The sequence below is a fragment of the Weizmannia sp. FSL K6-0777 genome, from assembly GCF_038593185.1.
Lineage (GTDB): Bacteria > Bacillota > Bacilli > Bacillales > Bacillaceae_C > Weizmannia > Weizmannia faecalis.
Genome location: NZ_CP151971.1, coordinates 2,580,185 through 2,604,882, shown reverse-complemented (window position 1 = coordinate 2,604,882; position 24,698 = coordinate 2,580,185). Strand labels below are relative to the sequence as shown.

The window sequence follows — 24,698 nt, the reverse complement described above, 5'->3', positions numbered from 1 at the left end:
ATTTTTTCGCTGCATTAATACAATGATAAAGCAGGATTTTTTACGGGGCAGCACGAATTTCGTATGATAAGCAAAGGGGGAGATGCTGTGTTTCAACGGTTTGTCGTTGGGATGGGGATTGCTGTGTTTATGTTTATTGCAGGTGTCACTTATTTTTACTTTAACAAAGGAGAAGCGATTGCAACGGAGGCAGCACCTTCGAAAAAACCGGCTGCAGAGGAAGAGACGGCTGCAAAAGCGGTTATACAGGAAAGCTTCCGCCAGAAGACGCCTGAGCGCAAACTTTCGGCATACAAAAGCATGAGCGAAGAAGCATTGGTGCAGGAAGTACATAATATGACGCATCAAAAAGTGGCGGCAAATGAAAAATGGGGAGCTTCCGAAATCACAAAAGAAAAGGTGGACGCCCTGTATTCGGCAATTAGCAATCAAACTTTTGCGGATACAGAACTGCAGGATATGCTGCTCAGTATATTAAAACCGTGGAAAAAAGGCGATTTCAGCAATGCGGTGAAGGCCCATAATGAGATTTGGGCTTACCAGAAAGGCAACATCGGAAAAGCGGAGCGGCGGTTGACGCCTTCTGAAGAAGCGGCATATATTAAGGAAAATTTCAAATGACATCAGGAAGTGGAAACGGTGAAAATTTTAGGTATATCCGGCTCGCTTACCGGTGAGAAGACCTCCATTGGTGTATATGAGGTGCTTATGGCAATTAAAGCGGAAGATCCGGAAGCGGAAACTGAACTGCTCGATTTAAAAGATTATGAAGTGGAGTTTGCAAGAGGGTTTCCACTTTCTTATTACAATGATGATACGATTGCGGTCGTTAATAAAATGCTTGAAGCGGATATCCTTGTTTTTGGCTCGCCAATTTACCAGGCGTCCATTACAGGCGCTTTGAAAAATCTGCTCGACCATTTGCACCGCGATGCTTTTCAGTCCAAAGTATGCGGCATTGTGATGAACGGCGGCTCGGACAAACATTTTCTTGTTGCTGAATACCAGCTGAAACCGGTGTTAACCTTTTTAAAGGCCACCTGTGCAGTCCGCAATGTTTTTATCCACAATGATGATTTTAATGAGGACAATGAAATCATCAATGCCGATATCCAGGCACGCATCCGAAAGCTTGCGCATGAACTGTTGCAATTGAGAAAAGCTTTCTCCGGAGGCAATCCTGGAAATTTGGGATGATGCACTTTTGCCTAGTGCCGTGGCCGTTGCGCATGGGCGATAGTGGATCATCAGCGAAGCTTAGGTAGACGTGCTCTAGGCGAAGGAAGGCGACCATTTTGCCGTTTATCTTGCCGTATGACGCGTTACCAGCAAAAGGATAAAAAACCCCGGGGCAATTTTTCAGGGGAGAGGAGCTCTAAGTTTTTCCACTTTCTTAACATTGTATCGTTCTTTTAGGCGGAATAAAAAAGTGCCGGCGGACAGCCGGCGCTTTTTCTTTACTGCAATTCCCTTTTTAAAATCTGTTCCGCATGTGCAACTTGTTCTTTTGTCGGCGGTTCGACACCTTTGAGGGGATAGTCGATGCCGAGCGCCTCATATTTGTAGACGCCTAACTTATGGTACGGAAGGATTTCAATTTTTTCAACGTTTGGCAGCGAATGGATAAAATCAGATGTTTTTTGCAAATCTTCTTCTGAATCGACGCTGGGAACGAGCACATGGCGGATCCAGACCGGAATATGCTTGTCAGCGAGATACCGGGCGAAATCGAGAATATGCTCATTTGACATGCCCGTCAGCCATTTATGCTTTTCCGGGTCAATATGCTTGATGTCCAATAACACAAGATTTGTATATTTCATCAATTCATCCAGTTTTTCCATAAACCGGAGACTGCGCGAGAAACATCCGCCCGCTGTGTCAATGGCAGTATGGACGCCAATTTCTTTGCACGCTTTAAACAATTCGATTAGAAAATCGAGGTGCAAAAGTGGTTCGCCGCCGCTCACTGTAATGCCACCGCCGGAAGCTTTAATAAAAGGCAGGTAATCGCGCACATCGCTCATAATCTCTTCGACGCTCATTTCATTGCCTTCATTGATTTTCCATGTATCCGGGTTGTGGCAAAATTTGCAGCGCAGCGGGCAGCCTTGCGTAAATACGACATAGCGGATGCCAGGCCCGTCGACTGTGCCAAACGATTCAGTGGAATGAATGCGCGTTGTCATGTTCATCTCAATCAAATCCTTCTATATAGATTCCCCATAAGTTAAGTGTTTAATAGGGGGGAGGGGGCACGCAGGTGCATGCCGCCCGAATCAGTTTACATCATTTCATGGAACGTGCGGTTAATGACTTCAAGTTGTTGTTCCCTTGTCAATTTGATGAAGTTTACCGCATATCCCGATACACGGATCGTCAATTGCGGATATTTTTCCGGATGATCCATCGCATCCAGCAATGTTTCGCGATGCAGGACGTTGACGTTTAAGTGGTGCGCTTTTTTCGCCATATAGCCGTCCAGCATGCCGTCCAGGTTGGAGACCTGTGTTTCTTCTTCGTGTCCGAGCGCTTCCGGGACAATCGAGAAAGTGTTGGAAATGCCGTCAAGCGAATATTTATAAGGCAGTTTCGCAACAGATGTCAACGATGCGACTGCGCCGTGGGAATCGCGGCCGTGCATCGGGTTTGCACCAGGTGCGAAAGGTTCGCCTGCTTTCCGGCCGTCCGGAGTGCTTCCTGTTTTCTTGCCGTATACAACGTTCGATGTAATCGTCAAGATCGAAGAAGTATGGACAGCGTTCCGGTAAGTCGGATATTTTTGCAGTTTTTGCATAAACGATTTGACGAGATTGACGGCAATTTGGTCGACGCGGTCATCGTTGTTACCGTATTTCGGGTAATCGCCTTCGACTTCATAGTCAACGGCAAGGCCGTCTTCGTCACGGATGACTTTTACTTTCGCGTATTTGATGGCGCTTAGAGAGTCGGCTGCAACAGACAGGCCGGCAACGCCGCAAGCCATCGTGCGCAGTACATTGCGATCATGCAATGCCATTTCAAGCCGTTCATAGCTGTATTTGTCATGCATATAATGAATGATGTTCAAAGCATTGATATAAACGCCTGCAAGCCAGTCTAGCATCCGATCGTATTTTTCCATGACTTCATCGTAATCGAGATATTCCGATGTGATCGGCTGGAACGGAGGTGCGACTTGCATTTTATACCGTTCATCAACGCCGCCGTTAATCGCATACAGCAAAGCTTTTGCCAGGTTGGCACGGGCGCCGAAGAATTGCATTTGTTTGCCGATCCGCATCGCCGATACACAGCAGGCAATGCCATAATCATCGCCGTATTCTTCACGCATTAAGTCATCGTTTTCATATTGGATGGCGCTTGTCTTGATCGACATTTTCGCGCAATATTGTTTCCATTTATCCGGCAGTTTCGTCGACCAGAGCACGGTCAGGTTCGGTTCCGGCGCAGGGCCGAGATTATCAAGCGTGTTCAGGAAGCGGAACGAGTTTTTCGTAACGAGTGTACGGCCGTCCAAAGCCATGCCGCCGATCGATTCTGTTACCCATGTCGGGTCGCCGCTGAACAGTTCATTGTAATCTTCCGTCCTTGCAAATTTGACGAGGCGGAGTTTCATGACAAAGTGGTCGACGAGTTCTTGTGCTTCCCGTTCAGTCAGGACACCGTTTTTCAAATCTCTTTCAATATAAATGTCAAGGAAAGTGGATGTGCGCCCAAGACTCATGGCCGCGCCATTTTGTTCTTTAATGGCAGCCAGATACGCGAAATACAGCCATTGGAAAGCTTCGTGTGCGTTTGAAGCCGGTTCGGAAATATCGAATCCGTAGCTTTGTGCCATTTGTTTCAATTCTTGCAATGCACGAATTTGTTCCGAATGTTCTTCACGTTCACGGATGACTTCTTCTGTCATCAAGCCGCAGCCGATTAAATCGAGATCTTTTTTCTTTTGCTCAATTAAATAATCTACACCGTAAAGGGCAACGCGCCGGTAGTCGCCGATAATGCGGCCGCGGCCGTAAGCATCCGGAAGGCCTGTTACAATGCCGGCATGCCGTGCAGCTTTGATTTCCGGTGTGTAGGCATCGAATACACCTTGGTTATGGGTTTTCCGCCATTCTGTAAAAATATGTTTGATTTCCGGATCAATTTCATAGCCGTAAGATTTTAAGGCACTTTCTGCCATCCGGATTCCGCCAAACGGCATCATCGAACGTTTGAACGGTTTATCGGTTTGGAAACCGACAATTTTTTCAAGTTCTTTGTTTAAATAGCCCGGGCCATGCGATGTAATGGTAGATACAATTTTCGTATCCATATCCAGGACGCCGCCTTTTTCGCGTTCCTGTTTCGACAGTTCCATGACATGATCCCATAATTTTAAAGTGGCTTCAGTCGGGCCGGCAAGAAAGCTTTCATCGCCTTCGTAAGGGGTTACATTTTTCAGAATAAAGTCCCTTACATCGATTTCTTTTTGCCAGTTTCCTCCTTTGAAGCCTTCCCATTGTTTTTTGGAGAGCGTTGCTTTTGTCAGTAATTGTTCAGTCATTTTAAATGGCCTCCTTTAAGCCTATTAATGAGCTGCCTTCAGAATTGGATGTTTGTTTGTTAAATAGTGAACATTTCTTATTACGCTTTCATTTTAGCATGGTCGATTTTAAAAAGATAGTGATAGCGTTCACATTTTGGGGCCAAAAAAAGCAGTTGTCAAAGAATGTTCAAAACATTTGGCCGTAGATATATAATAGAAAAATGCGATGAAAGCGTGTTATAACACAAATTGATCAGTTTTTCACATGATTATTTTTCTTGGGGAGAGTTTGTGATTTGGTAACATGCTCAATATTTCACAAAATTGGCACAGCCAGATGAAAGCGTTTGCGTTATATTTTTCATGTAAGCAGTTACATAAAAGGAGTGGGGAAAGATGTTAACAGGATTACGTACTGATTTTCAAATGCCTTCCGTAAACTTGTTTGGACAGGGGACGGCAGAAGAAATTGGAAACAGGCTGAAAAATCTTGGGTGTCGCAGACCGCTGATTGTAACCGATGAAGGGCTCCACCAACTGGGGTATTCCGAAAAAATTGCAGCCTATATAAAAGAAGCCGGCCTGGAAGTGGCGATCTATCCGAAGGCTGAACCAAATCCGACAGACAAAAATGTGGAAGACGGGTTAAAAACCTATCATGAAGAAAATTGCGATTCAATCGTTTCACTTGGCGGCGGGAGCGCGCATGACTGTGCAAAAGGGATCGGGCTCGTTGCGGCCAATGGGGGCAAAATCCATGATTATGAAGGGCTGGACCGTTCTGAAAAACCAATGGTGCCGCTCGTTGCAATTAATACAACAGCCGGGACTGCCAGCGAAATGACAAAATTTACGATTATTACCGATACGAGTCGGAAAGTGAAAATGGCGATTGTAGATAAACATGTGACACCGGTTTTGTCCATTAATGATCCATTATTAATGGTCGGGATGCCGCCGTCTTTAACTGCGGCAACGGGGCTTGACGCTTTGACCCATGCAGTGGAAGCATATGTTTCAACTGCGGCCACACCGGTAACGGATGCATGCGCCATTAAAGCGATTCAAATTATTCCGCAATATTTGCCAAAGGCTGTTGCAAACGGCAATGATATGGAAGCGCGTGAACAAATGGTATATGCGCAGTATTTGGCAGGCATGGCGTTTAATAATGCATCTTTGGGCTATGTCCACGCGATTGCGCACCAGTTCGGCGGTTTCTATAACTTGCCGCACGGCGTTTGCAATGCGATTTTGCTCCCGCATGTGTGCCGTTTCAATCTGATTGCGCGGAAAGAAAGATTTGCAGAAATTGCCGTTGCACTGGGTGAGAAGACGGATAGCCTGAGCGTCGACGAAGCGGCGGAAAAAGCCATTACAGCAATTGAAAGGCTGGCAGCACAGCTGAACATTCCGAAAGGCTTTAAAGAACTCGGGGCTAAAGAAGAAGATATCGAAATCCTCGCCCAGCATGCAATGCAGGATGCGTGCGCAGCCACAAACCCGCGCAAACCAACACAAAAAGAAGTGGAAGCGATTATAAAAGCAGCGATGTAAGGAAGAAGACGGAGGGGAATTTGAGTAAACTGGCACCTGCAGGCTGGGCACTTTTTCCAAGTGTCCGGCCTGCAGGTATTTTTTGTCTATACCTTTTTTCAAAAGACAGGCGTCCATGTCGCGACGGAAAAAACAGCTGGCGCAAATTTTCCGGATTGCAACCACCGCCCGCAATGCATACCAGGTTCTGGGCAAGTGGAAGATGAGCCTGTTGGATTGGAGAGGGACGAAAAAAATCCCCTTTAGAAGAACCATACGAGAGATTCAAAGCAAATGGCTCCCTGATGGTTTACCTAGGAGGGGTTACGTAAAATTAGACAAAGCGACAAGCACACAAATCGTACGTTCATCGCCCGTTTTGGAATTTATGATTTGCTCAGCGGTTGTAGCAAAATAACGTAATTTTGGTATTCATTTGAGAAACCTTTATGGATTTCTAATATTTCCTGATTTTTAAGGTTCAATTTAATTTGTCTTTGGTTTTTCTTTTCAAATGAATAAGATTGACGGATAGTACTATCTGATGAGGTGATTTGTACAAATGGTTTTCGGTTATGCGTTTTTTCATGGTCAACAAAAGACAATCTATATTTTCCTTCTTGCAGTTGTTTTCCCACTCTGTAATAACCGGAATGTTGAATGAAGTAATCTCCATTCTTATCTTTTTTTAATCTATATAAAACGAATTAATCATTTTTGCTCACTTCCTCGGTCCTTTTTTGGGTATATAGATTGTAACTATCCTAAAAAGGGCGGAGAAAAAATGTTGAATCAAGAACTTGAACAATTGCGAAACGCTATGCAAAACACAAGGGATAAACATCTTTATGAGCGTTATCTCTCTGTGCTGTTACATTTAGAAGGCCGGACTTATCCAGAAATTGCTAAGATTATAGGACGTACCCGGCAAACGGTCATGAATTACTGTCATGCTTATGAAGAAGGAGGAATCTCCAGCCTTCAAATGAAAAAACCAACAGGTAAACCTGAGAAATTAACGGAAGATCAACAAAAGCAGTTGGCCGAAACCATTATAAACAAAACCCCTGCAGAAGTTGGGTTCGAAGCAAAATACACTTGGACGCTCCCGTTAATCGCCGATTGGATCCAGCGTGAATTTCAACAGTCGTATACCCCAAGGGGCGTTTCTAAAATGTTACACCGGCTTGGGTTTAGCTATACAAAGGCCACATATACTTTGGCAAAAGCAGATCCTGAAGAGCAAAAAGCATTCAAAGAAGTCACTTTCCTAAAGCTAAAACAGCAACTGGAGAATGGGATCATCGATCACCTGTTATTCGAAGATGAGGCATTCATCCGTGCTTATCAGGCTCTGCAGTATAACTGGTTCCCAAAAGGACAGCAGCGAAAAATCAAAACATACGGCCAGCATAAGGGTGCAAAGCTGTTCGCTGCCATAAACTATGAAACCGGCGAAATTACGCACTATGAAGAAGAAAAAAGTAATTCCTTGGCCTTTAGACGTTTTGTAGAACTCATTTTAAGTAAATACCCGCAAGGTAAAATTGTAATGGTTTTGGACAACAGCAAAGTGCATCAATCACAATTTATCAAGGATTTCCTGAAAGAAAATCCACGAATGGAATTTGTTTTTCTTCCTAAATACAGCCCTGAGTAGAACCCAGTGGAAGGATTATGGAAGTGGCTAAAGCAAGATGTCGTAAACAACGTCTTTTTCAGCAAATTTTACCAAATTCGCTCCCACGTGGCGGAATTTATGAAACAAGCCAGCCAAAAGAGCCAAGAAGTCATTGACCGGCTGCTTGTTAGATTAGAGCTGTCAAAAACTTAAGTTCATCTTATATAGTATCTTTTCTGAACAGTATTTTTTGATTCCGATTTTATTAACGACTACATTTCTGTATCCCAATTTATAATCCAATATGGCATCGTCCGAAAAAGCAATCAAGAAATAAATTGGCAAAAACCAAATTAAGACGATTTGTGCTCCATGCGCTCTGCTTGAGCCTGTCAGGAAAAATGCAAAAGCAGGATCCCACTTATCACCAAACTGGATTTGGTTGATAAGTAATTGTATGATTTCCACACAAGGAATGAATAAAATAAGGAGAAGACAAACCAAACTGAGTTTATTATGTAGTATTCGATAAGAATGACTTTGCAGCATTTGTACCCTCCGCAATTTTCCGTTCAATTAATTTTTTTCTATATCCTTCCTCAAATCTTCTCTTTCTGTAACTTATTTTAATGAAAAAGGACTTTAATAGCAATACTTTTTTGTTAAATATGAATATTATATACATATAATATTTTCTCGGATTTTGGCTTGTAAAATAGGGCAGCTCTGACGGCCTATCAATAGTCTTTTCTCGTGTAATCGCTTCATAAACGTTCAAAATATATACAAACACAAACAGGGAAAAAGGGGATATGATAGAAAGGCAGTTGTTTGTGATATGATTCACAATTAAACATTTTTCATGTTGGAGATGGTGTTTATGTACGAGGCCGTTGAATCTGTTGTTCAAATGGCATTAAATAAGAAAAAATATCTGGAAGAATCCTTGCTTCGTTATGTGACAAAAGCAGCGTTGGCAAGTATGTTCATCGGTTTTGCCATTATAATATGTTACCGTCTTGCTGAGCCGTTTTTTGATGCGAAGTCTCCGGTTACTTCCTTTATGGCTTCAATATTTTTTGGCGCAGCGCTTGTGCTTATTATGTTTGGCGGCGGCGAGCTTTTTACCGGCAATACGATGATGATGACAATGAGCACGGTAAAAAAAGCGACAACTTGGAAAGATGCGCTCACAAACTGGGTGGCAACGTATGCCGGAAATTTGATCGGTGCGGCGATTTTCGCGCTGTTTATCCATTACAGCGGACTCTATGCGGATTCGGATAACAGCCAGTTTTTAATGTCGGTTGTTGGTGGGAAAATTAGCCTGACGACGGCCCAAATGTTTTTCCGTTCGATTCTTTGTAACTGGCTTGTTTGTTTAGGGTTCTGGGTTCCGATAAACGTAAAGGGAGACGGGGCTAAAATCGCTTCGATGATGCTGCTCGTGTTTGGCTTCGTCATTTCAGGCTACGAACACAGCATTGCCAATATGGTGCTGTTCTCGCTGGCACTTGCCGCACCACACCCGGATACCATTACACTCGTGGGCATTTTGCACAACCTTGGTGTGGTAACGCTCGGCAATATGATTGGCGGCGGCGTCTTTGTCGGTGCCATGTACGCCTTCTTAACATCAAAGAAAAAAGAAAAAGTGCCGGTTGCTGTTGTTGACACACACACCGTATCCCCTTTTTCGGCTGAAAAAATCAAGTAATATAAAACGAGCTGCCTGATAGAGGGCAGCTCGTTTTATATCGAAAAACCTGATCCGTTTCATTAGCTTTGAATCAGCTGCAGGAATTGCTTGGTCCGTGCGTTTTTTGGATGATGGAATACTTCTTCCGGTTTGCCTTGCTCCAGGATGACACCGCCATCCATGAAAATCACCTTGTCTGCAACTTCGCGGGCAAACCGCATTTCGTGTGTGACAACGGCCATTGTCATCCCTTCTTCAGCAAGCTCCTTCATCACATTTAGCACGCCGCTCACAAGTTCCGGGTCCAGTGCGGATGTCGGTTCGTCAAACAGCATTACTTCCGGCTCCATCGCAAGCGCCCGCGCAATCCCGGCGCGCTGCTGCTGACCGCCGGAAAGGCTTGCCGGATACGCATCTTTTTTATCAAGCAGGCCTACCTTTTCCAGCAGCATTTCAGCTTTTTTTACTGCATCCTGGCGGTTTTTCCTTTTTACAATGATAGGCCCCTCAATCACATTTTCGAGAACCGTTTTATGCGGGAAAAGATTGTACTGTTGGAAAACCATGCCGGATTTTTGCCGCAAAGCCGCGCGTTCTTTTTTATTGGGATGTTGGGAAAAGTCAACGGATACATCACCGATCTGTACTCTGCCTTGATTTGGGATTTCAAGGGCATTCATACAGCGGAGCAGCGTGGTTTTACCAGAACCGGATGGGCCGATGATGACGATCACTTTCCCTTTTTCAATGGTTAAGTCAATGCCTTTCAGCACTTCAAGGTTGCCGAATTGTTTATGTAACCCTTCTATTCGAATCATACAGGTCCCTCCTTACTTGCTGATGTATTTATCAAAACGGCCTTCCAACTTTTGCTGGATTATTGAGAGAATCAAACAAATCACCCAGTACAAAAAGGCCGCTTCGACATACAGCAGCATAAATTGATAAGTGGTGGAGGCAATTTCCTGGGCTTTACGGAACAGATCGGCCACCAAAATCAAGGAAGCAAGAGACGTATCCTTCACGAGACTGATAAACGTATTAGAAAGTGGCGGTACCGATACGCGGACGGCCTGTGGGAGTACAATTCTTCTCAAAGCCTGTGAATAGTTCATCCCGATCGAATAGGCTGCTTCCCATTGTCCCTTTGGAATCGACAAAATCGCTGCCCTGATAATTTCTGATGCATACGCGCCGACATTGAGCGAAAAGCCGATAATGGCGGCTGGAAAAGAACCAATGGTAATGTGCACAGACGGCAGCCCGTAAAAAATGATAAATAATTGCACAAGCAACGGGGTTCCGCGGATTGCTGAGACATAGATTCGGGCAATCCATTCCAGTATTTTAATACCGGAAATTCGTGCCAGCGCCGTGGCAAGTGCCAGCACAAGACCGATACAGAAAGTGATGATCGTTAATGGAATCGTATAATGCAAAGCTCCCTTCAGCATCGACAGAAGGGAACTTTGCACCAAATGCAGCTGGTTGCTGCTGATAAACGCAAGGTTATTGGGAAACATCTTCACCAAACCATTTCTTTGAAATTTTTGTTAGTGTGCCGTCTTTTTTCATATCTTTTAAAGCATCATTTACTTTGTCTGTCAATTTCCCTGAATGTTTCCGGAACAAAAGAGCGGATTTGCTGGCATCGTTTGCGGTGGCGGCAACTTTAATGGCAGCATTCGGTTTTTGCTTTTTGTAATCCAGATAAGTTAGGGAATCATTGACCGTTGCATCCACACGGTTTGAAGTCAAAAGCTGGATCGCTTGGTTAAAGCCTTCCACACTTACAATATTGGCACCATTTTTCTTGGCAATAGTGGCAAAGTTGCTTGTAAGCGATTGGGCTGATTTTTTGCCTTTTAAATCAGCAAAGGACTTGATGTTCGTATTGTCTTTGCGTACAAGGACAACGGCTTTTGAAATCGTATATGGTGTGGAAAAATCATATTTTTTCTGGCGGTCTGCGCGGATCCCGACTTGGTTTGCGATCATATCAAACCGTTTGGAATTGAGCCCGGCAAACATGGCATCCCACTGGGTTTCTTTAAATTCGGCTTTTAATCCGAGCCGTTTTGCAACTTCTTTTGCAACATCAATATCGTAGCCTGTTAATTTTCCGTTTTTATGGAAAGAAAATGGCGGATATGTTCCTTCTGTCCCGATCAAAAGGACGCCTTTTGATTTGATCTGGCCGTATAAGTCATTGGATTTTGAAGCGTTCTGGTTGTCCGTATTTTTTCCGCATGCCGTTAACGCAAGCAGCAAGCAAAACACGGCCAGCCATTTGATGTATTTTCTCATGTTGTCAACTCCCTTTTTATTATCTTTACAGTCTACAGCTATGCTTTAACCAGCATTTTGTATTGTAAACAAAGGGGTAAAAAATATCCAGAAAAAAGGCTTTGTATAGTAAAATATGGATGAGGGAAAGCGAAAGGTGGTTAACCCAATATGGCAGAAGGATATGTGAAAGTCACGGGAGGGAATGTCTTTTACAAAATAACGGGCACCGGAAGCAAAACGCCGCTTATCGTATTGCACGGCGGGCCTGGTGGGACACATATGCCGTTTTTTGCCCTTGAAGCACTCGGGGATGAACGGCCGGTTGTCTTTTACGACCAGCTCGGTTCCGGAAGATCAGACCACCCGGATGACCCCTTACTCTGGACAATTGACAGATTCACAGAGGAGCTTGCCCGGCTTCGTGAGGCACTTGCATTGGATAAAGTCCACATCCTCGGCCATTCGTGGGGAACAATGCTTGCGGCAAACTATTTGCTGAAGCAGCCGGCAGGGGTAAAAAGCGTTATATTTTCCGGGCCATGCCTGAGCGCTCCACAGTGGAAAGAGGATCAGGATGAACACCGGAAACAGCTGCCGCCCGATGTCCAGGAAATTTTGGCGCGTTCAGAACGCGAGGGGCGGACATCCTCTCCGGAATACAAAGAGGCAATGAAAGTTTTCTATAAAAAATTTGTCAACCGTCTTGAAGAAAAGCCGGCCGTCTTGCAATCGGAATTTGCCCGTCCGAATGAAGAAGTATACTTGACGATGTGGGGGCCGTCAGAATTTTACCCGTCCGGCAATTTGAAAACATTTGACGTAACAGGCCGCCTGCATGAGATCAGGCTGCCTGCCTTATTTACCTGCGGGCGTTACGATGAAGCCAGGCCGGAAACAACGAGGGCCTATAGCCGGCTCATACCGGGGGCAAAATTCCATATGTTTGAAAACAGCTCACACCAGCCGTACCTTGAAGAGCCCCATGAATTTGTGCGGGTGATCCGGGAATTTTTGGCAGGTGTTTGAGCGCACGGTCAGCGGATATTGATGAGCAGATAAAGAAACCAGACGGCGTGATGCTGTTCGTCTCTTGCCGCTTCAAGAAACGCCTGCTTCATGGCAGGGCTATTTGCGGAACGCGCCAATTCTCTGTAAAAATCGACCGTGTTTTGTTCGTCTTTCACGGCAAATTCAAGCCCTCCTTTGTAAGTGGAAGGGCAGGCTTCGCTGATTTGCGGCTGCGGCCTTCTGCCTGTGAGGTTCGTGTAAAACTGCGAAAATGTCTGGAAATGGCGAATCTCATCATCACGGATTTCCATAATGATGTTACGGGCTTCAGCAGACGGGGCTCTCCTTGCGATTTGCTCGTAGCAGGCGATGGCACTATATTCGCCGTTTATTGCCTGGATTAGATTGGCGAGCCATACTGCCTGCTGGTTCCCGGCGTCAGGCTGTGTGTTTCTCAAACCGGCATGATCATCAAACGGATGGACAAACATTGGATTCCCTCCTCACTTTCAACCGGTATATCGTATGATGGGCAAAAGCGGATCGTTCCGATTTTTTCTGATCCATCCAGCGGACAATGTTTAAAAATTTTCCCGAAATGTTTTATAATAGGAATGTCTATGCCAGATTTCCTTCATATTTTTTTAGAAAAGGAGCAAAGAAATGGAAAAAGTACTTGTTTTCGGCCATAAAAACCCGGATACGGATGCGATTTGTTCAGCGATTGCCTATGCAGCGTTAAAAACAAAATTGGGCGTTGACGCGGAGGCGGTCCGGTTAGGAGAATTGAGCAATGAAACGAAATTCGCATTGGAAACATTCCACATGGAAGCGCCGCGCCTCGTTCAAACGGTTGCAAACGAAGTGGAAAATGTCATTCTTGTGGACCATAATGAACGCCAGCAAAGCGCGGACGACATTGACAGCGTGCGGGTCCTTGAAGTCATTGACCACCATCGCATCGCCAATTTTGAAACGAGCGACCCGCTCTATTACCGTGCGGAACCGGTCGGCTGTACAGCAACGATTTTAAATAAACTTTACAAAGAGAATGGGGTTGAAATCAGTAAAGAAATAGCTGGCCTGATGCTTTCTGCGATCATCTCCGACTCGCTTTTGTTTAAATCCCCGACTTGCACGGAAGAAGATGTGAAGGCAGCGAAAGAACTGGCTGAAATTGCCGGTGTGGATGCAGATACATACGGCCTTGAAATGCTGAAAGCCGGCGCGGATTTAAGTGACAAAACGGTGGAACAGCTGATTACACTTGACTCCAAAGAATTTGATATGGCTGGCCATAAAGTGGTGATTGCCCAGGTAAATGCCGTTGATACAAATGACGTGCTCGTGAAACAGGCGGAAATTGAACAGGCGATCCAAGCGCAGATTACAGACAGAGGGCTTGATTTGTTCCTGTTTGTTGTAACGGATATTTTAACAAACGATTCCGTCGCACTTGCACTCGGCAAATCGGCGGATATTGTGGAAAAAGCCTATAATGTCAAGCTGGAAAACAACACGGCCACTTTAAAAGGCGTTGTATCACGGAAAAAACAAATTGTTCCGGTTTTAACCGAATCCTTTCATAGCTGAAAAAACCGGTGCCGACACATGGCACCGGCTTTTTTCATTCCAAGAAACCGGAACAGGGCTTTCAGATACCCGTATGATCCTTGGGTATTGTGCTGCCTTTTCAAATTTTGGCTTGCGGAACCCCGCTGTTTCCGCAACCGGCACCGGTTTTTTCAACGGGGGATCGGAATGCGACTCAGATACCCGTATGATCCTTGGATATTGTGCTGCATTTTCAAATCTTGGCTTGCGGAATCCCCGCTGTTTCCGCAACCGGCACCGTTTTTTCAACCGGGGGACCAGAACGGGACGCAGATATCCATATGTTCCGTATATGGAAGCGGATTGTTTTACAGCTTCGGGAACAGCCCGTGGATGCCGCTTGCGATCATTTGAACCGCCATGACGGCAAGAATCAGCCCCATCAGCCTTGTTATAATGTTAAGGCCGCTTTGCCCGAGCTTGGAGATAATCGAAGATGAATAATAAAACAATACAAAGGTTAAAGCGAGCACAATGGTATAGCCGATTAAAACACTTGCCAGGTTTGGCAGGGAATGGGAAGACGTCTGCGCCATGACAGTTGCGATCGTCCCGGGCCCGGCCAGGATCGGGAGGGCAAGCGGTGTAATAGAGATGTCATCCCGGGCTTCAACTTCTTTCCGCTCATTCGGATGCGGGCTTTGCGATCTTGCATTTTTAGCGTGCAGCAGGCTGTAGGCAATCCCGAAGATTAAGATCCCCCCTGCAACGCGAAACGCATGAATCGTAATCCCGAAGACCTCGAACAATAATTTTCCAAGCAAAAGAAAAACCGTTAGTATGATAAAAGAAACAATGACCGCTTTGCGGGCGGTTTTCCGTTTATCCTTTAAGGAATATCCGCCGGTTAATGAAATGAAGATCGGAATATTCCCGATCGGATTCATCACCGCAAAAAAACCGAGCGAAAGTTTTATAATTTCGCCGAACAATTTCCACACCCCTTTTTGTTTATTTTTTTATTGCATTACCCTGTTGGTGGAAAATGTAACAGGGGTAACAGTTTTTTGATGGACGGATCCCCGCGTTTCTTTACAGAAGCGGATGTCTTTAATATAATGTTCATATCGTTTTGATGTATGTAAGAAGCAACGCAGTGTTTCACCCGGAAAGCGGGGGAGAATCCCTGCGTTTTTATTGTGACAATCATTTTTACAGTTGATGATGGCACGTTTTTAATGGCAGCAATACGCATATTGCCGCTTGTTGCCGTACAAAAAGTCCTCGTCATGCAAATTGGTGCTCGGGCTGAATGCAAATTAAGTTCATTTTATATAATTTGTTTTCCGGGGGAGGTGAATCATGGATACGGCCGAATTGAAAAAAGAAGTCATTGCCTTCAGCAAAACAATCGGAATCGACAAAATCGGGTTTGCTTCTCCAGACCCGTTTACGGAGTTGAAGCAGCGCCTGATCCGTCAACAGGAACTCGGCTACCAGTCCGGCTTTGAGGAAAAAGATATTGAAAAAAGGGTGAATCCTTCTTTAATTTTTGATTCGCCCCAGTCGATTATTGCCGTTGCGCTCGCCTACCCGTCCAAAATCAAGAATCCGCCGAAAGGGAAAAAAGGCGCACGCCGCGGGATCTTTTGCCGGGCTTCTTGGGGCGAGGACTATCACACCATCTTAAGGGACAAGCTTTCGAAACTGGAAGATTTTCTTAAAGAAAAAGTGGAAGGGGCCCGCTGCAAATCGATGGTCGATACAGGGGAACTCTCCGACCGGGCGGTAGCCGAGAGGGCCGGCATTGGCTGGAGCGGAAAAAATTGTTCGATCATCACACCGGAATTTGGTTCCTATGTGTACTTAGGCGAGATGATTACCAATATTCCGTTTGAACCGGATACACCTGTTGAGGACCAGTGCGGTGACTGCCGGAAATGCCTAGATGTCTGTCCGACCGGCGCGCTTGTTTCTGCCGGGCAGCTGAATGCCAAACGGTGCATCAGCTTTTTAACGCAGACAAAAGATTACTTGCCGGACGAGTTTAAAGGGAAAATCGGCAATCGCGTGTACGGTTGTGATTCGTGCCAGACAATCTGTCCGAAAAACAAAGGGATTGATTTTCATTTTCATGAGGAAATGGAGCCGGAACCGGAAGCGGCCAAGCCACTTCTGGAACCGATTCTCCGCCTCAGCAACCGCGCGTTTAAAGAACGGTTCGGCCATATGGCAGGATCGTGGCGCGGGAAAAAGCCGATCCAGCGAAACGCGATTATCGCGCTCGCCCATTTTAAGGAAGAAAGCGCAGTACCGGAGCTGATCCGAATTTTGCAGGAAGATCCGCGCCCGGTTATTCGCGGGACGGCAGGCTGGGCGCTTGGGAAAATCGGCGGGGAAGAAGCAAAAGCTGCACTTCTTTCCGCACGCGAACAGGAAGAAGATCCGGATGTCCGCAATGAAATCGAAAAAGGCCTTGCATTTTTTGATTAGACGCCCATCGCTGTGAACGCGGCACCAGCAGGAGAATGAAAATCAGCCGGCGCCTATTTTCAGGATCAACTTCGATGCTGTTTCTTTCGTGGAGACGGGCAAAAAATCGGCACATGGAACGGTACTGCGTCAAGAAAGCTCTAGGAATGTATCACGTTCCTTGATAACGGCTGCCGCTTTTTTATGTGCCAAAAGCAGCGCCAACGCAAATTTTCAGCAAAACAAAAGAATCTTTGCGTTTTCAAAAAGCACGAAAATATACAGATACTGATTTCCCCCGCTTTTTCATCATATAGTGATGAAGAGAGGGGGTTTTCTGATTGAAAGAACAAATCCAGGCACATCTTGAAAACAGGCTTGCTCACTTTACCGGGCGAGGAACAGAGCGGGAATTTGAAGATATTGAACGAAAAAAGACGGGGCTTTCAAATCGGGATGCCCGGATTGTAAAGGTGAAAGCGGAAGCAAAAGTAACCCGGGCTGACCAGGAGGGAAGCCACAGCTTTCTTTATTATACGGTGCATATGCAGTATATGATCAAACAAAAAGCGGCTTTTTACATTGAAGAAGCATTGGAGGAAAGAAAAGCATCTTTTTACGATGGAAGGCTTTATGAAGACGAAGAACTTGTGCCGGACATTCCGGAATGGCGCGGTCCTCTGCCGGATGATGAGGAGCAGAAAACTGGAGCAGCTGGCGGCGAACGGATCGCATACGTGTATGACCGCATGAAAGCTGTCCAGTATGCGGAAAAGTGGTGGAACCGTTTTAATCCGGCTTACAAATCGTTTACGGATGACTGCACGAACTATATCTCGCAATGCCTTCACGCCGGCGGGGCACCGATGCGCGGATACCCGGACAGGGCACAGGGCTGGTGGATGATGCACAATAACTGGAGTTACAGCTGGACGGTTGCACATTCGTTTAAGACATACCTGCAGTATTCTAAAACCGGTTTGCGCGCAAAGGAAGTTTCGTCACCGCAGGAGCTGAAGTACGGTGACGTCATTTGTATCGATTTCCAGGGGGACGGCCGGTTTGACCATACGCTCATTGTCACGGGTTATGATTATTACGGGATGCCGCTTGTGAATGCCCATACGACCAATAGCCGTAAACGGTACTGGACGTATGAAGACTCTTCCGCCTATACGCCGAATATCAAGTACAAGTTTTTTACCATTGAAGATGATAGTTGAGAAACGTGTTATAATAAGTCCCGAGGTGACAAATGTTGAGCTTGCATGTTGTATTGTACCAGCCGGAAATTCCCGCCAACACAGGCAATATTGCACGCACTTGCGCGGGGACCGGGACAACGCTCCATCTGATCCGCCCGCTCGGCTTTTCAACGGATGATAAAATGTTAAAAAGAGCCGGGCTGGATTATTGGAAGCATGTGAATATCGTCTATTATGATTCACTGGAAGAATTTTTTGAAAAAAATGCGGACGGCGAAGTATACTACATTGAGACGTTTGGCGAAAAGCCGTTTACGGATTTTGATTTCAGCGATCCGGACAAAAATTTATATTTCATGTTCGGCCGGGAAACCTCGGGGCTGCCGAATGACTTGATTGAAAAAAATAAGGACCGCTGCCTGCGTATTCCGATGACAGACAAAGTGCGGTCGCTTAACCTTTCCAATACTGCCGCCATCCTTGTATATGAAGCGTTGCGGCAGCAGCATTATCCAGGATTAAAATGACAAAGGGCCGGGCTGGTTCATCGCCCGGCCCTTTCGTGTGTGGAAGCGCCAATGCCGGAAATGGTCGGGATCATCCGGCCCGTGCTCACGAAAGATCCCGGTGAAAAATCCCTTCCGAATGTTTTAAGCTGCATTTTTTCTAGGCCTTGCCCGCTCAAAATCCCTGCCACACTGCCAGGCTGAATTTCCCCGGCCTTTCGTGTGTGGAAGCGCCAATGCCGGAAATGGTCGGGATCACCTGGCCTTTTGCCCACGGAAGATCCCCGGTGCAAAAAAATCTTTGAGCAGCATTTTAATACTCCGGCTCTTGCTCGCGGAAGTTTTCCCCTTTGTCTTCGTATCCAGCCGTGAAAATGGCGGACAAGAATGAAATCGCTACCAATATAATAAGGAACGTTTTCACTTCGATATCCTCCCTGTTTTTCCTTCTTTGCCCCTCATTATAGCCCATTTCACTGAAAGATGCACCTATTTTCAATTTTTGAACGTACCTTATCCACCAGAATCTCCCTAAACGAAATTTTTCCTATTCGTTTTTCGCGTTTATCGCTGTCCGTTCGTCCCGAATAAGGTTGTCTCTTTTTATCATGTTCCCTCGCTTGGGGGCATAGATTATATAAACGTCTCTTCAACAAGACTAAGGGGAGGTACGAAATGGATATTCTGAGGAAACTCACAAACTACCGTGAAGAAGAGGAAAAACTGAGATGGGAAGGAACGTTCAGGGAGTATCTTGACTTGCTAAAAGAAAAGCCATGGGTTGCACAATCCGCTCATTCCCGAGTTTACAATATGATTAAGGATGCCGGTGTGGAGGAAGTGGACGGAGTAAAAAAATACCGTTTTTTCAGCCATCAATTATTCGGTTTGGAAGAGGCGCTTGAAAAATTGGTGGAAGAATATTTCCACCCGGCTGCGAAAAGGCTGGATGTCAGAAAACGGATTTTATTGTTGATGGGACCTGTAAGCGGCGGAAAATCGACGCTTGTGACAATGTTAAAACGGGGCCTTGAAGCGTATTCGCGGACTGAACAGGGCGCTGTATTTGCCATCAAAGGCTGCCCAATGCATGAAGATCCGCTTCACTTGATTCCGCAACATTTGCGGGCGGATTTTTACGAGGAATACGGTATCCGGATTGAAGGCAATTTGTCTCCTTTGAATATGCTGCGGCTGGAGGAAGAGTATGGCGGAAGGATTGAAGACGTGCTCGTTGAAAGGATCTTTTTTTCCGAAGACAAGCGGACGGGGATCGGCACGTTCAGCCCGTCGGATCCGAAATCGCAGGATATCGCGGATCTAACCGGCAGCATTGATTTTTCGACCATTGCCGAGTACGGTTCCGAATCGGATCCGCGCGCTTACCGTTTCGACGGCGAACTGAACAAGGCCAACCGCGGCATTATGGAATTTCAGGAAATGCTCAAATGCGATGAGAAATTTCTCTGGCATCTGTTGTCGCTGACGCAGGAAGGAAATTTTAAAGCAGGCCGGTTTGCGCTGATTTCTGCTGATGAATTGATCATCGCGCACACGAATGAGACCGAATACCGCTCTTTTATTGCCAATAAGAAAAACGAAGCTTTGCACTCACGGATTATTGTCATGCCGGTTCCGTATAATTTGCGGGTAACCGAGGAAGAGAAAATTTATGAAAAAATGATCCGGGAAAGCGATGTGGCGGATATTCATATCGCTCCGCATACGCTGAAAGTTGCGGCGATGTTTACCATTTTAACAAGGTTGCGCGAACCGAAGCGGGCGGATATCGATTTGCTTAAGAAAATGCGCTTGTATGACGGGATGGCAGTAGAGGGGTACAATTCACAGGATGTAAAGGAACTGAAAAATGAATACCAGGATGAAGGCATGTTCGGGATTGATCCGCGCTATGTCATCAACCGTATTTCCTCTACAATCATCAAAAAAGAAATGAAATCCATCAATGCCCTCGATGTGCTTCTGTCATTGAAGGAAGGGCTTGACCAGCATCCGTCGATTACCCCGGAATTGAAAGAGAAGTATTTGAATTTCATTTCTTTAGCGCGGAAAGAATACGATGAAATTGCCAAAAAAGAAGTGCAGAAAGCATTTGTATATTCGTATGAAGAATCGGCGAAAACGCTGATGGACAATTATCTCGACAATGTAGAAGCATTCTGCAACAAAGTGAAGCTGCATGATCCTTTAACAGGCGAAGAAATTAATCCGGATGAAAAACTGATGCGGTCGATCGAAGAACAGATCGGCATTTCGGAAAATGCGAAGAAAGCGTTCCGGGAAGAAATCCTCATCCGCATTTCGGCTTATGCGAGAAAAGGGAAACGGTTTGATTATAATTCACACGACCGGCTCCGTGAAGCCATCCAGAAAAAATTGTTTGCGGATTTAAAAGACGTTGTCAAGATTACAACATCCACAAAAACGCCGGATGAACAGCAGTTGAAGAAGATCAATGAAGTGGTGGCGCGTTTAATTGATGATTACGGCTATAATTCCACATCGGCCAATGAACTGCTGCGCTATGTCGGGAGCTTGCTGAACCGGTAATCCGGCAGCCGGAAGCCGGGCGATATCAGCCCGGTTTTTTCCTTATCCGGCTTTAGCCTGTTTCTAAAAGAAAAATGTCAAATATTCTGCCTTATTGCATAAGATAGAGTAATCTTAAATGTGATGATCCAAGTTTTTAAACGCCAAAATAGCATATGTTAGGATATCCGGTATGGTGACGGCGAAATTCTCGGCAAATTTTTCAAAAAAGGGAGGATGAGCATGGAGGATGAGCATGGATAAACAGGATCAGAAGCATTTTGTTCTTTCACAGGAAGACTGGTCGCTCCACCGCAAAGGGCATGATGACCAGGTCCGACATCAGGAAAAGGTCCAGGAAGCCATCCGCAACAATCTGCCCGACTTAATTACGGAAGAAAGCATCATTATGTCAGACGGCCGGGATGTTGTCAAAATACCGATCCGGTCATTGGACGAATATAAAATTCGCTATAATTATGATAAAAATAAACATGTCGGCCAGGGCCAGGGCGATTCCAAAGTCGGCGATATCATTGCACGCGACGGTTCCCCCGAGCAGGGACCGGGTAAAGGCCAGGGAGCAGGCGACCAGCCGGGTGAAGACTATTATGAAGCGGAAGTATCTCTGATGGAAATCGAGGAAGCATTGTTCAGCCAATTGGAACTGCCAAATCTTCAAAGGAAAGAGCGGGATGAGAACACGGTAGAGGCGATTGAATTTAACGATATTCGGAAAACGGGGCTGATGGGCAATATTGATAAAAAACGGACGATGATGTCGGCGTTTAAAAGGAATGCGATGAATGGCAAACCGGCCTTTCACCCGATCGTGCCGGAAGATCTCAAATTCCGCACATGGAATGAAGTGGAAAAACCGGAATCAAAAGCAGTTGTCCTTGCGATGATGGATACAAGTGGAAGTATGGGGATATGGGAAAAGTATATGGCGCGCAGCTTTTTCTTCTGGATGACGCGTTTTTTGCGGACGAAATATGAGACCGTGGAAATTGAATTTATCGCCCACCATACAGAGGCAAAAGTCGTATCGGAGGAAGATTTCTTTTCAAAAGGGGAGTCCGGCGGCACGATCTGTTCATCGGCTTACCGGAAAGCGCTCAGCCTGATCAATGAAAAATATGACCCGTACCGCTTTAATATTTATCCCTTCCATTTCTCGGACGGCGACAACCTGACATCAGACAATGCGCGCTGCGTGAAACTTGTCCAGGAAATTATGAAAGTCTCGAATATGTTCTACTACGGGGAAGTGAACCAGTACAACCGCCATAGCACCCTCATGTCGGCCTATAAAAATATTAAAGATGAGAAATTTAAATATTACGTGCTGAAACAAAAAGCAGATGTTTTCCATGCGATGAAAAGTTTCTTTTCAAAGGAAGCAGACAAAGCTTTGGCATAAGAAGAAAGGGGCTGCACAACGGCTGATGCGGGCCCCTTATTTTTGCGGGTGCTGATAACGGGTGATTCACCTGATTCTGTGTGTGCCGCGTGCTGTGATCTCATAAGTTTTCTACCCATATCTTATATTTAGGGCTTGCTGAACGAATCCGACGCTGAGTTTGTGCCCAATTTATCTACAACATCTGTCTCAAAATATAGAAGAATCCTTTTGCGAAAAGGGGTGATTTGATCTTCTCCATACGTTGAATCGGATTTCACGTGCAGGCATTTCCCTGGATTTGTTGTAAAACCCATGCATTTAAATGGTGGCCAAAGCTGTCAGCAGCCTTGCCAAATCTAGGAATTTCACTTATTCAGCAAGCCCTATTTAAGAATGCCATCTTCCAAAAATTCTTCTGTATGAACAAGGTATGTTACATCCGGTAATCCACATAAAGCGTAGGAAAGGACACTTGCAACTTTCAAATCAGGCGTAATGAATCCTCTTCCTTCCCCCATATCACTAACACTGGAGAATCCTACTTCCTCAGCTTCCCAAAATGTATCATAAATTCTGTCGTCTATTGTCCATTCCATAGGGATATCTCCTTTCCTTCATGCTATGGCCGTTAAAAATGCTCTTCTCTTAAAATGGAATAGATTTTGAGATCCCAATGTTTTCCTTTTCTATAAACGGCTTTGCGCAAAGTGCCTTCATAGGTCATGCCGGCTTTTTCCATGACGCGGGCCGACGCGATATTTTCTGCAAAACAGCGGGCCTGGATGCGGATCAAATACATGTGTTCAAACCCGAAAGCAATCAGCTTTTTAGCGGCTTCTGTCATGATGCCTTTTCCCCAGTGCTCAGGAGAAAGGGCATAGCCAATCTCGGCCGTCCTTTCTTCCGGCTTCCACCATACAAAATCGACCGTCCCGATCAGCTTTCGTGTCTCTTTGTCTTCAATTCCCCAGGGGGCAATCTTGTGTTCGCGGTACTGGCTGAGCACAAAATTTATAAAATTTTTCGAATCGCGGACAGACCGGTGTGCATCCCACGTCACGTATTTTGCTACTTCACTTCTTGACGCATAGGAAAATAAATCGAGCACGTCATCCCGCTTGAGCTTTCTTAAAACAAGCCGGTCCGTTTCAAGCAGTGGCAAGTTCCGGTATATGTCTTCGATTCTCACATCTATCCCCCGCAGTTCTGAATGGTTTATTAAAAATGTATCATAAAATGGAAATTTTTCAATTGTCTATGTAAATTTCTTTTGCATATAAAAAGAGCATGCTTAACGCTGCTCTTTTTTCAGCCCGTTTTACCAAAAAAGGTTTACAATATGATAAATCGCACCGGATAAAACGGCTGAAATCGGAAGGGTAATGACCCAAGTGATCACCATTCTTTTTGCAGTATCCCATTTGACCCCTTTAATTCGGTGGGCCGAACCAACCCCGAGAATGGAAGAAGAAATGACATGGGTGGTGCTGACCGGCAAGTGGATAAATGTTGCACCAAAAATAATGAAAGCTGAACTCAAGTCGGCTGCAACCCCGTTAATCGGCCGGATCTTCATAATATTGACGCCGACCGTTTTAATAATCCGCCAGCCGCCGATCGATGTCCCAAGCCCCATTGCCGCCGCACAACCGACCTGGACCCAGAATGGAATATGGTTCTCGGCAATATAATGGTTGGCAATCAAAGCCATTGTGATAATCCCCATCGATTTCTGGGCATCATTTGTCCCATGGGAGTAAGACTGGAGAGCGGCGGTGAAAATTTGGATCAGCCGGAAGTGTCGGTTCGTTTTCGCAAGCTTAAAATTCTGAAATGCAACTTTAAAAATGCTGTAAACCGTAAAACCGACCGTAAAAGCGAGGATCGGGGATAAAATTAAGGCTTCAATAATGCTGATAAAACCACGATATTCGATTACATGAAAACCTGACGAGGCAATCGCCGCGCCGGCAATGGATCCGATGATGGCATGGGAAGAACTGCTCGGAATGCCGAAATACCATGTAATCAAATTCCAAATAATCGCTGACATCAGTGAGGACAAAATGACCACCTGTCCGTTTGCAAGGGTGAACGGGTTTACAATACTTTCCGTAATGGTCTCGGCAACACCTGTAAAAGAAATGGCGCCGAGAAAATTCATAAGCGCGGCCATTACGATCGCATGCCGGGGTTTTAATGCTTTTGTCGAAACGGCCGTTGCAATCGCGTTAGCCGTGTCATGGAATCCATTGATGAAGTCGAATCCAAATCCAAAAATTACTATTAAGACAGTTAATACTAAAATGCTATCCATTCAGC

Annotated in this window: 22 protein-coding genes and 1 pseudogene; 12 read left to right on the top strand and 11 right to left on the bottom strand. The window is 45.5% G+C overall.

The features are described 5' to 3' along the window. The first annotated feature begins 87 nt into the window (after positions 1 to 87). Complete coding sequence (locus NST70_RS12515) at positions 88 to 621, top strand: DUF6241 domain-containing protein (protein ID WP_014097416.1); 534 nt, start codon at positions 88 to 90, stop codon at positions 619 to 621. Positions 622 to 639: 18 nt separating this feature from the next. Continuing rightward, a complete protein-coding gene (locus NST70_RS12510; protein ID WP_014097417.1) occupies positions 640 to 1,197 on the top strand; it encodes an NADPH-dependent FMN reductase in 558 nt (185 codons plus the stop codon). A 260-nt stretch (positions 1,198 to 1,457) separates the two neighbouring features. Here the strand turns inward: NST70_RS12510 and pflA are convergent, their stop codons facing one another. Together pflA and pflB are read right to left on the bottom strand one after the other, a co-directional pair. Next, the gene (gene pflA, locus NST70_RS12505) at positions 1,458 to 2,195 is read right to left on the bottom strand and encodes a pyruvate formate-lyase-activating protein (protein ID WP_014097418.1); all 738 of its coding nucleotides are present in this window, start codon (positions 2,193 to 2,195) and stop codon (positions 1,458 to 1,460) included. An 89-nt stretch (positions 2,196 to 2,284) separates the two neighbouring features. Then, positions 2,285 to 4,549: a formate C-acetyltransferase gene (pflB, locus tag NST70_RS12500; protein WP_342475208.1), complete on the bottom strand. Its 2,265-nt coding sequence runs from the start codon at positions 4,547 to 4,549 to the stop codon at positions 2,285 to 2,287. 378 nt (positions 4,550 to 4,927) lie between these two features. On the opposite strand from pflB, the gene NST70_RS12495 reads away from it, so the two are divergent. Then, positions 4,928 to 6,088, top strand: coding sequence for an iron-containing alcohol dehydrogenase (locus tag NST70_RS12495; protein ID WP_014097420.1), 1,161 nt, complete (start codon positions 4,928 to 4,930; stop codon positions 6,086 to 6,088). A 365-nt stretch (positions 6,089 to 6,453) separates the two neighbouring features. On the opposite strand, the gene NST70_RS12490 is transcribed toward NST70_RS12495, so the two are convergent. Next, entirely contained in the window at positions 6,454 to 6,705 is a 252-nt protein-coding gene (locus tag NST70_RS12490; RefSeq protein WP_142010184.1) for a hypothetical protein, read from the bottom strand. Between the two features lie 146 nt (positions 6,706 to 6,851). Between NST70_RS12490 and NST70_RS12485 the strand changes: the two are divergent. Both NST70_RS12485 and NST70_RS12480 read left to right on the top strand, forming a co-directional pair. Beyond that, a pseudogene (locus tag NST70_RS12485) lies at positions 6,852 to 7,901 on the top strand (IS630 family transposase). 667 nt (positions 7,902 to 8,568) lie between these two features. Continuing rightward, positions 8,569 to 9,405 carry a formate/nitrite transporter family protein gene (locus tag NST70_RS12480; protein WP_026683951.1) on the top strand — a complete coding sequence of 279 codons (837 nt, stop codon included), beginning with the start codon at positions 8,569 to 8,571 and terminating at the stop codon, positions 9,403 to 9,405. A gap of 62 nt (positions 9,406 to 9,467) precedes the next feature. Here NST70_RS12480 and NST70_RS12475 read toward each other — a convergent pair whose 3' ends face one another. From NST70_RS12475 to NST70_RS12465, 3 genes are read right to left on the bottom strand one after another with little or no spacing between them, the layout of a single operon-like run. Next, a complete protein-coding gene (locus tag NST70_RS12475; protein WP_061565103.1) occupies positions 9,468 to 10,205 on the bottom strand; it encodes an amino acid ABC transporter ATP-binding protein in 738 nt (245 codons plus the stop codon). A gap of 12 nt (positions 10,206 to 10,217) precedes the next feature. After that, positions 10,218 to 10,910 carry an amino acid ABC transporter permease gene (locus tag NST70_RS12470; protein WP_014097423.1) on the bottom strand — a complete coding sequence of 231 codons (693 nt, stop codon included), beginning with the start codon at positions 10,908 to 10,910 and terminating at the stop codon, positions 10,218 to 10,220. Beyond that, complete coding sequence (locus NST70_RS12465) at positions 10,897 to 11,694, bottom strand: amino acid ABC transporter substrate-binding protein (RefSeq protein WP_014097424.1); 798 nt, start codon at positions 11,692 to 11,694, stop codon at positions 10,897 to 10,899. Before NST70_RS12465 ends, NST70_RS12470 begins: the two co-directional genes overlap by 14 nt. A gap of 150 nt (positions 11,695 to 11,844) precedes the next feature. On the opposite strand from NST70_RS12465, the gene NST70_RS12460 reads away from it, so the two are divergent. Further along, positions 11,845 to 12,702, top strand: a complete 858-nt coding sequence (locus NST70_RS12460; RefSeq protein WP_014097425.1) for a proline iminopeptidase-family hydrolase — start codon at positions 11,845 to 11,847, stop codon at positions 12,700 to 12,702. 8 nt (positions 12,703 to 12,710) lie between these two features. Here the strand turns inward: NST70_RS12460 and NST70_RS12455 are convergent, their stop codons facing one another. Then, entirely contained in the window at positions 12,711 to 13,175 is a 465-nt protein-coding gene (locus tag NST70_RS12455; protein WP_014097426.1) for a ferritin-like domain-containing protein, read from the bottom strand. Between the two features lie 172 nt (positions 13,176 to 13,347). Between NST70_RS12455 and NST70_RS12450 the strand changes: the two genes are divergently transcribed. Then, positions 13,348 to 14,277: a manganese-dependent inorganic pyrophosphatase gene (locus NST70_RS12450; protein WP_017551344.1), complete on the top strand. Its 930-nt coding sequence runs from the start codon at positions 13,348 to 13,350 to the stop codon at positions 14,275 to 14,277. 329 nt (positions 14,278 to 14,606) lie between these two features. On the opposite strand, the gene NST70_RS12445 is transcribed toward NST70_RS12450, so the two are convergent. Further along, entirely contained in the window at positions 14,607 to 15,230 is a 624-nt protein-coding gene (locus tag NST70_RS12445; RefSeq protein ID WP_017551342.1) for a MarC family protein, read from the bottom strand. 370 nt (positions 15,231 to 15,600) lie between these two features. Between NST70_RS12445 and queG the strand changes: the two genes are divergently transcribed. The 5 genes from queG (at position 15,601) to yhbH (ending at position 22,394) form a co-directional block, all read left to right on the top strand. Further along, a complete protein-coding gene (queG, locus tag NST70_RS12440; protein WP_035189499.1) occupies positions 15,601 to 16,731 on the top strand; it encodes a tRNA epoxyqueuosine(34) reductase QueG in 1,131 nt (376 codons plus the stop codon). 320 nt (positions 16,732 to 17,051) lie between these two features. Further along, a complete protein-coding gene (locus NST70_RS12435; protein ID WP_019721276.1) occupies positions 17,052 to 17,933 on the top strand; it encodes an amidase domain-containing protein in 882 nt (293 codons plus the stop codon). Between the two features lie 35 nt (positions 17,934 to 17,968). Next, on the top strand, positions 17,969 to 18,442 hold the full coding sequence (gene trmL, locus NST70_RS12430; RefSeq protein ID WP_026104609.1) for a tRNA (uridine(34)/cytosine(34)/5-carboxymethylaminomethyluridine(34)-2'-O)-methyltransferase TrmL: 474 nt from the start codon (positions 17,969 to 17,971) through the stop codon (positions 18,440 to 18,442). Between the two features lie 654 nt (positions 18,443 to 19,096). Then, entirely contained in the window at positions 19,097 to 20,992 is a 1,896-nt protein-coding gene (locus NST70_RS12425; protein WP_014097432.1) for a PrkA family serine protein kinase, read from the top strand. A gap of 235 nt (positions 20,993 to 21,227) precedes the next feature. Further along, the gene (gene yhbH, locus NST70_RS12420; protein WP_014097433.1) at positions 21,228 to 22,394 is read left to right on the top strand and encodes a sporulation protein YhbH; all 1,167 of its coding nucleotides are present in this window, start codon (positions 21,228 to 21,230) and stop codon (positions 22,392 to 22,394) included. A gap of 365 nt (positions 22,395 to 22,759) precedes the next feature. Here yhbH and NST70_RS12415 read toward each other — a convergent pair whose 3' ends face one another. The 3 genes from NST70_RS12415 to NST70_RS12405 all read right to left on the bottom strand — a co-directional run bounded on the left by NST70_RS12415 (position 22,760) and on the right by NST70_RS12405 (position 24,693). Then, the gene (locus NST70_RS12415; RefSeq protein ID WP_014097434.1) at positions 22,760 to 22,972 is read right to left on the bottom strand and encodes a hypothetical protein; all 213 of its coding nucleotides are present in this window, start codon (positions 22,970 to 22,972) and stop codon (positions 22,760 to 22,762) included. Positions 22,973 to 23,004: 32 nt separating this feature from the next. Beyond that, a complete protein-coding gene (locus NST70_RS12410; RefSeq protein WP_014097435.1) occupies positions 23,005 to 23,565 on the bottom strand; it encodes a GNAT family protein in 561 nt (186 codons plus the stop codon). A 129-nt stretch (positions 23,566 to 23,694) separates the two neighbouring features. Beyond that, positions 23,695 to 24,693: an inorganic phosphate transporter gene (locus NST70_RS12405; protein WP_014097436.1), complete on the bottom strand. Its 999-nt coding sequence runs from the start codon at positions 24,691 to 24,693 to the stop codon at positions 23,695 to 23,697. Between the last annotated feature and the right edge of the window lie 5 nt (positions 24,694 to 24,698).

What these genes read in the sequence shown, in the direction of transcription:
- pflA (WP_014097418.1), bottom strand. Translation starts at nt 2,195, where the DNA reads ATGAACATGACAACGCGCATTCATTCCACTGAATCGTTTGGCACAGTC.
- pflB (WP_342475208.1), bottom strand. Translation starts at nt 4,549, where the DNA reads ATGACTGAACAATTACTGACAAAAGCAACGCTCTCCAAAAAACAATGG.
- NST70_RS12495 (WP_014097420.1), top strand. Translation starts at nt 4,928, where the DNA reads ATGTTAACAGGATTACGTACTGATTTTCAAATGCCTTCCGTAAACTTG.
- NST70_RS12480 (WP_026683951.1), top strand. Translation starts at nt 8,569, where the DNA reads ATGTACGAGGCCGTTGAATCTGTTGTTCAAATGGCATTAAATAAGAAA.
- NST70_RS12475 (WP_061565103.1), bottom strand. Translation starts at nt 10,205, where the DNA reads ATGATTCGAATAGAAGGGTTACATAAACAATTCGGCAACCTTGAAGTG.
- NST70_RS12470 (WP_014097423.1), bottom strand. Translation starts at nt 10,910, where the DNA reads ATGTTTCCCAATAACCTTGCGTTTATCAGCAGCAACCAGCTGCATTTG.
- NST70_RS12465 (WP_014097424.1), bottom strand. Translation starts at nt 11,694, where the DNA reads ATGAGAAAATACATCAAATGGCTGGCCGTGTTTTGCTTGCTGCTTGCG.
- NST70_RS12460 (WP_014097425.1), top strand. Translation starts at nt 11,845, where the DNA reads ATGGCAGAAGGATATGTGAAAGTCACGGGAGGGAATGTCTTTTACAAA.
- NST70_RS12455 (WP_014097426.1), bottom strand. Translation starts at nt 13,175, where the DNA reads ATGTTTGTCCATCCGTTTGATGATCATGCCGGTTTGAGAAACACACAG.
- NST70_RS12450 (WP_017551344.1), top strand. Translation starts at nt 13,348, where the DNA reads ATGGAAAAAGTACTTGTTTTCGGCCATAAAAACCCGGATACGGATGCG.
- queG (WP_035189499.1), top strand. Translation starts at nt 15,601, where the DNA reads ATGGATACGGCCGAATTGAAAAAAGAAGTCATTGCCTTCAGCAAAACA.
- NST70_RS12425 (WP_014097432.1), top strand. Translation starts at nt 19,097, where the DNA reads ATGGATATTCTGAGGAAACTCACAAACTACCGTGAAGAAGAGGAAAAA.
- yhbH (WP_014097433.1), top strand. Translation starts at nt 21,228, where the DNA reads ATGGATAAACAGGATCAGAAGCATTTTGTTCTTTCACAGGAAGACTGG.
- NST70_RS12415 (WP_014097434.1), bottom strand. Translation starts at nt 22,972, where the DNA reads ATGGAATGGACAATAGACGACAGAATTTATGATACATTTTGGGAAGCT.
- NST70_RS12405 (WP_014097436.1), bottom strand. Translation starts at nt 24,693, where the DNA reads ATGGATAGCATTTTAGTATTAACTGTCTTAATAGTAATTTTTGGATTT.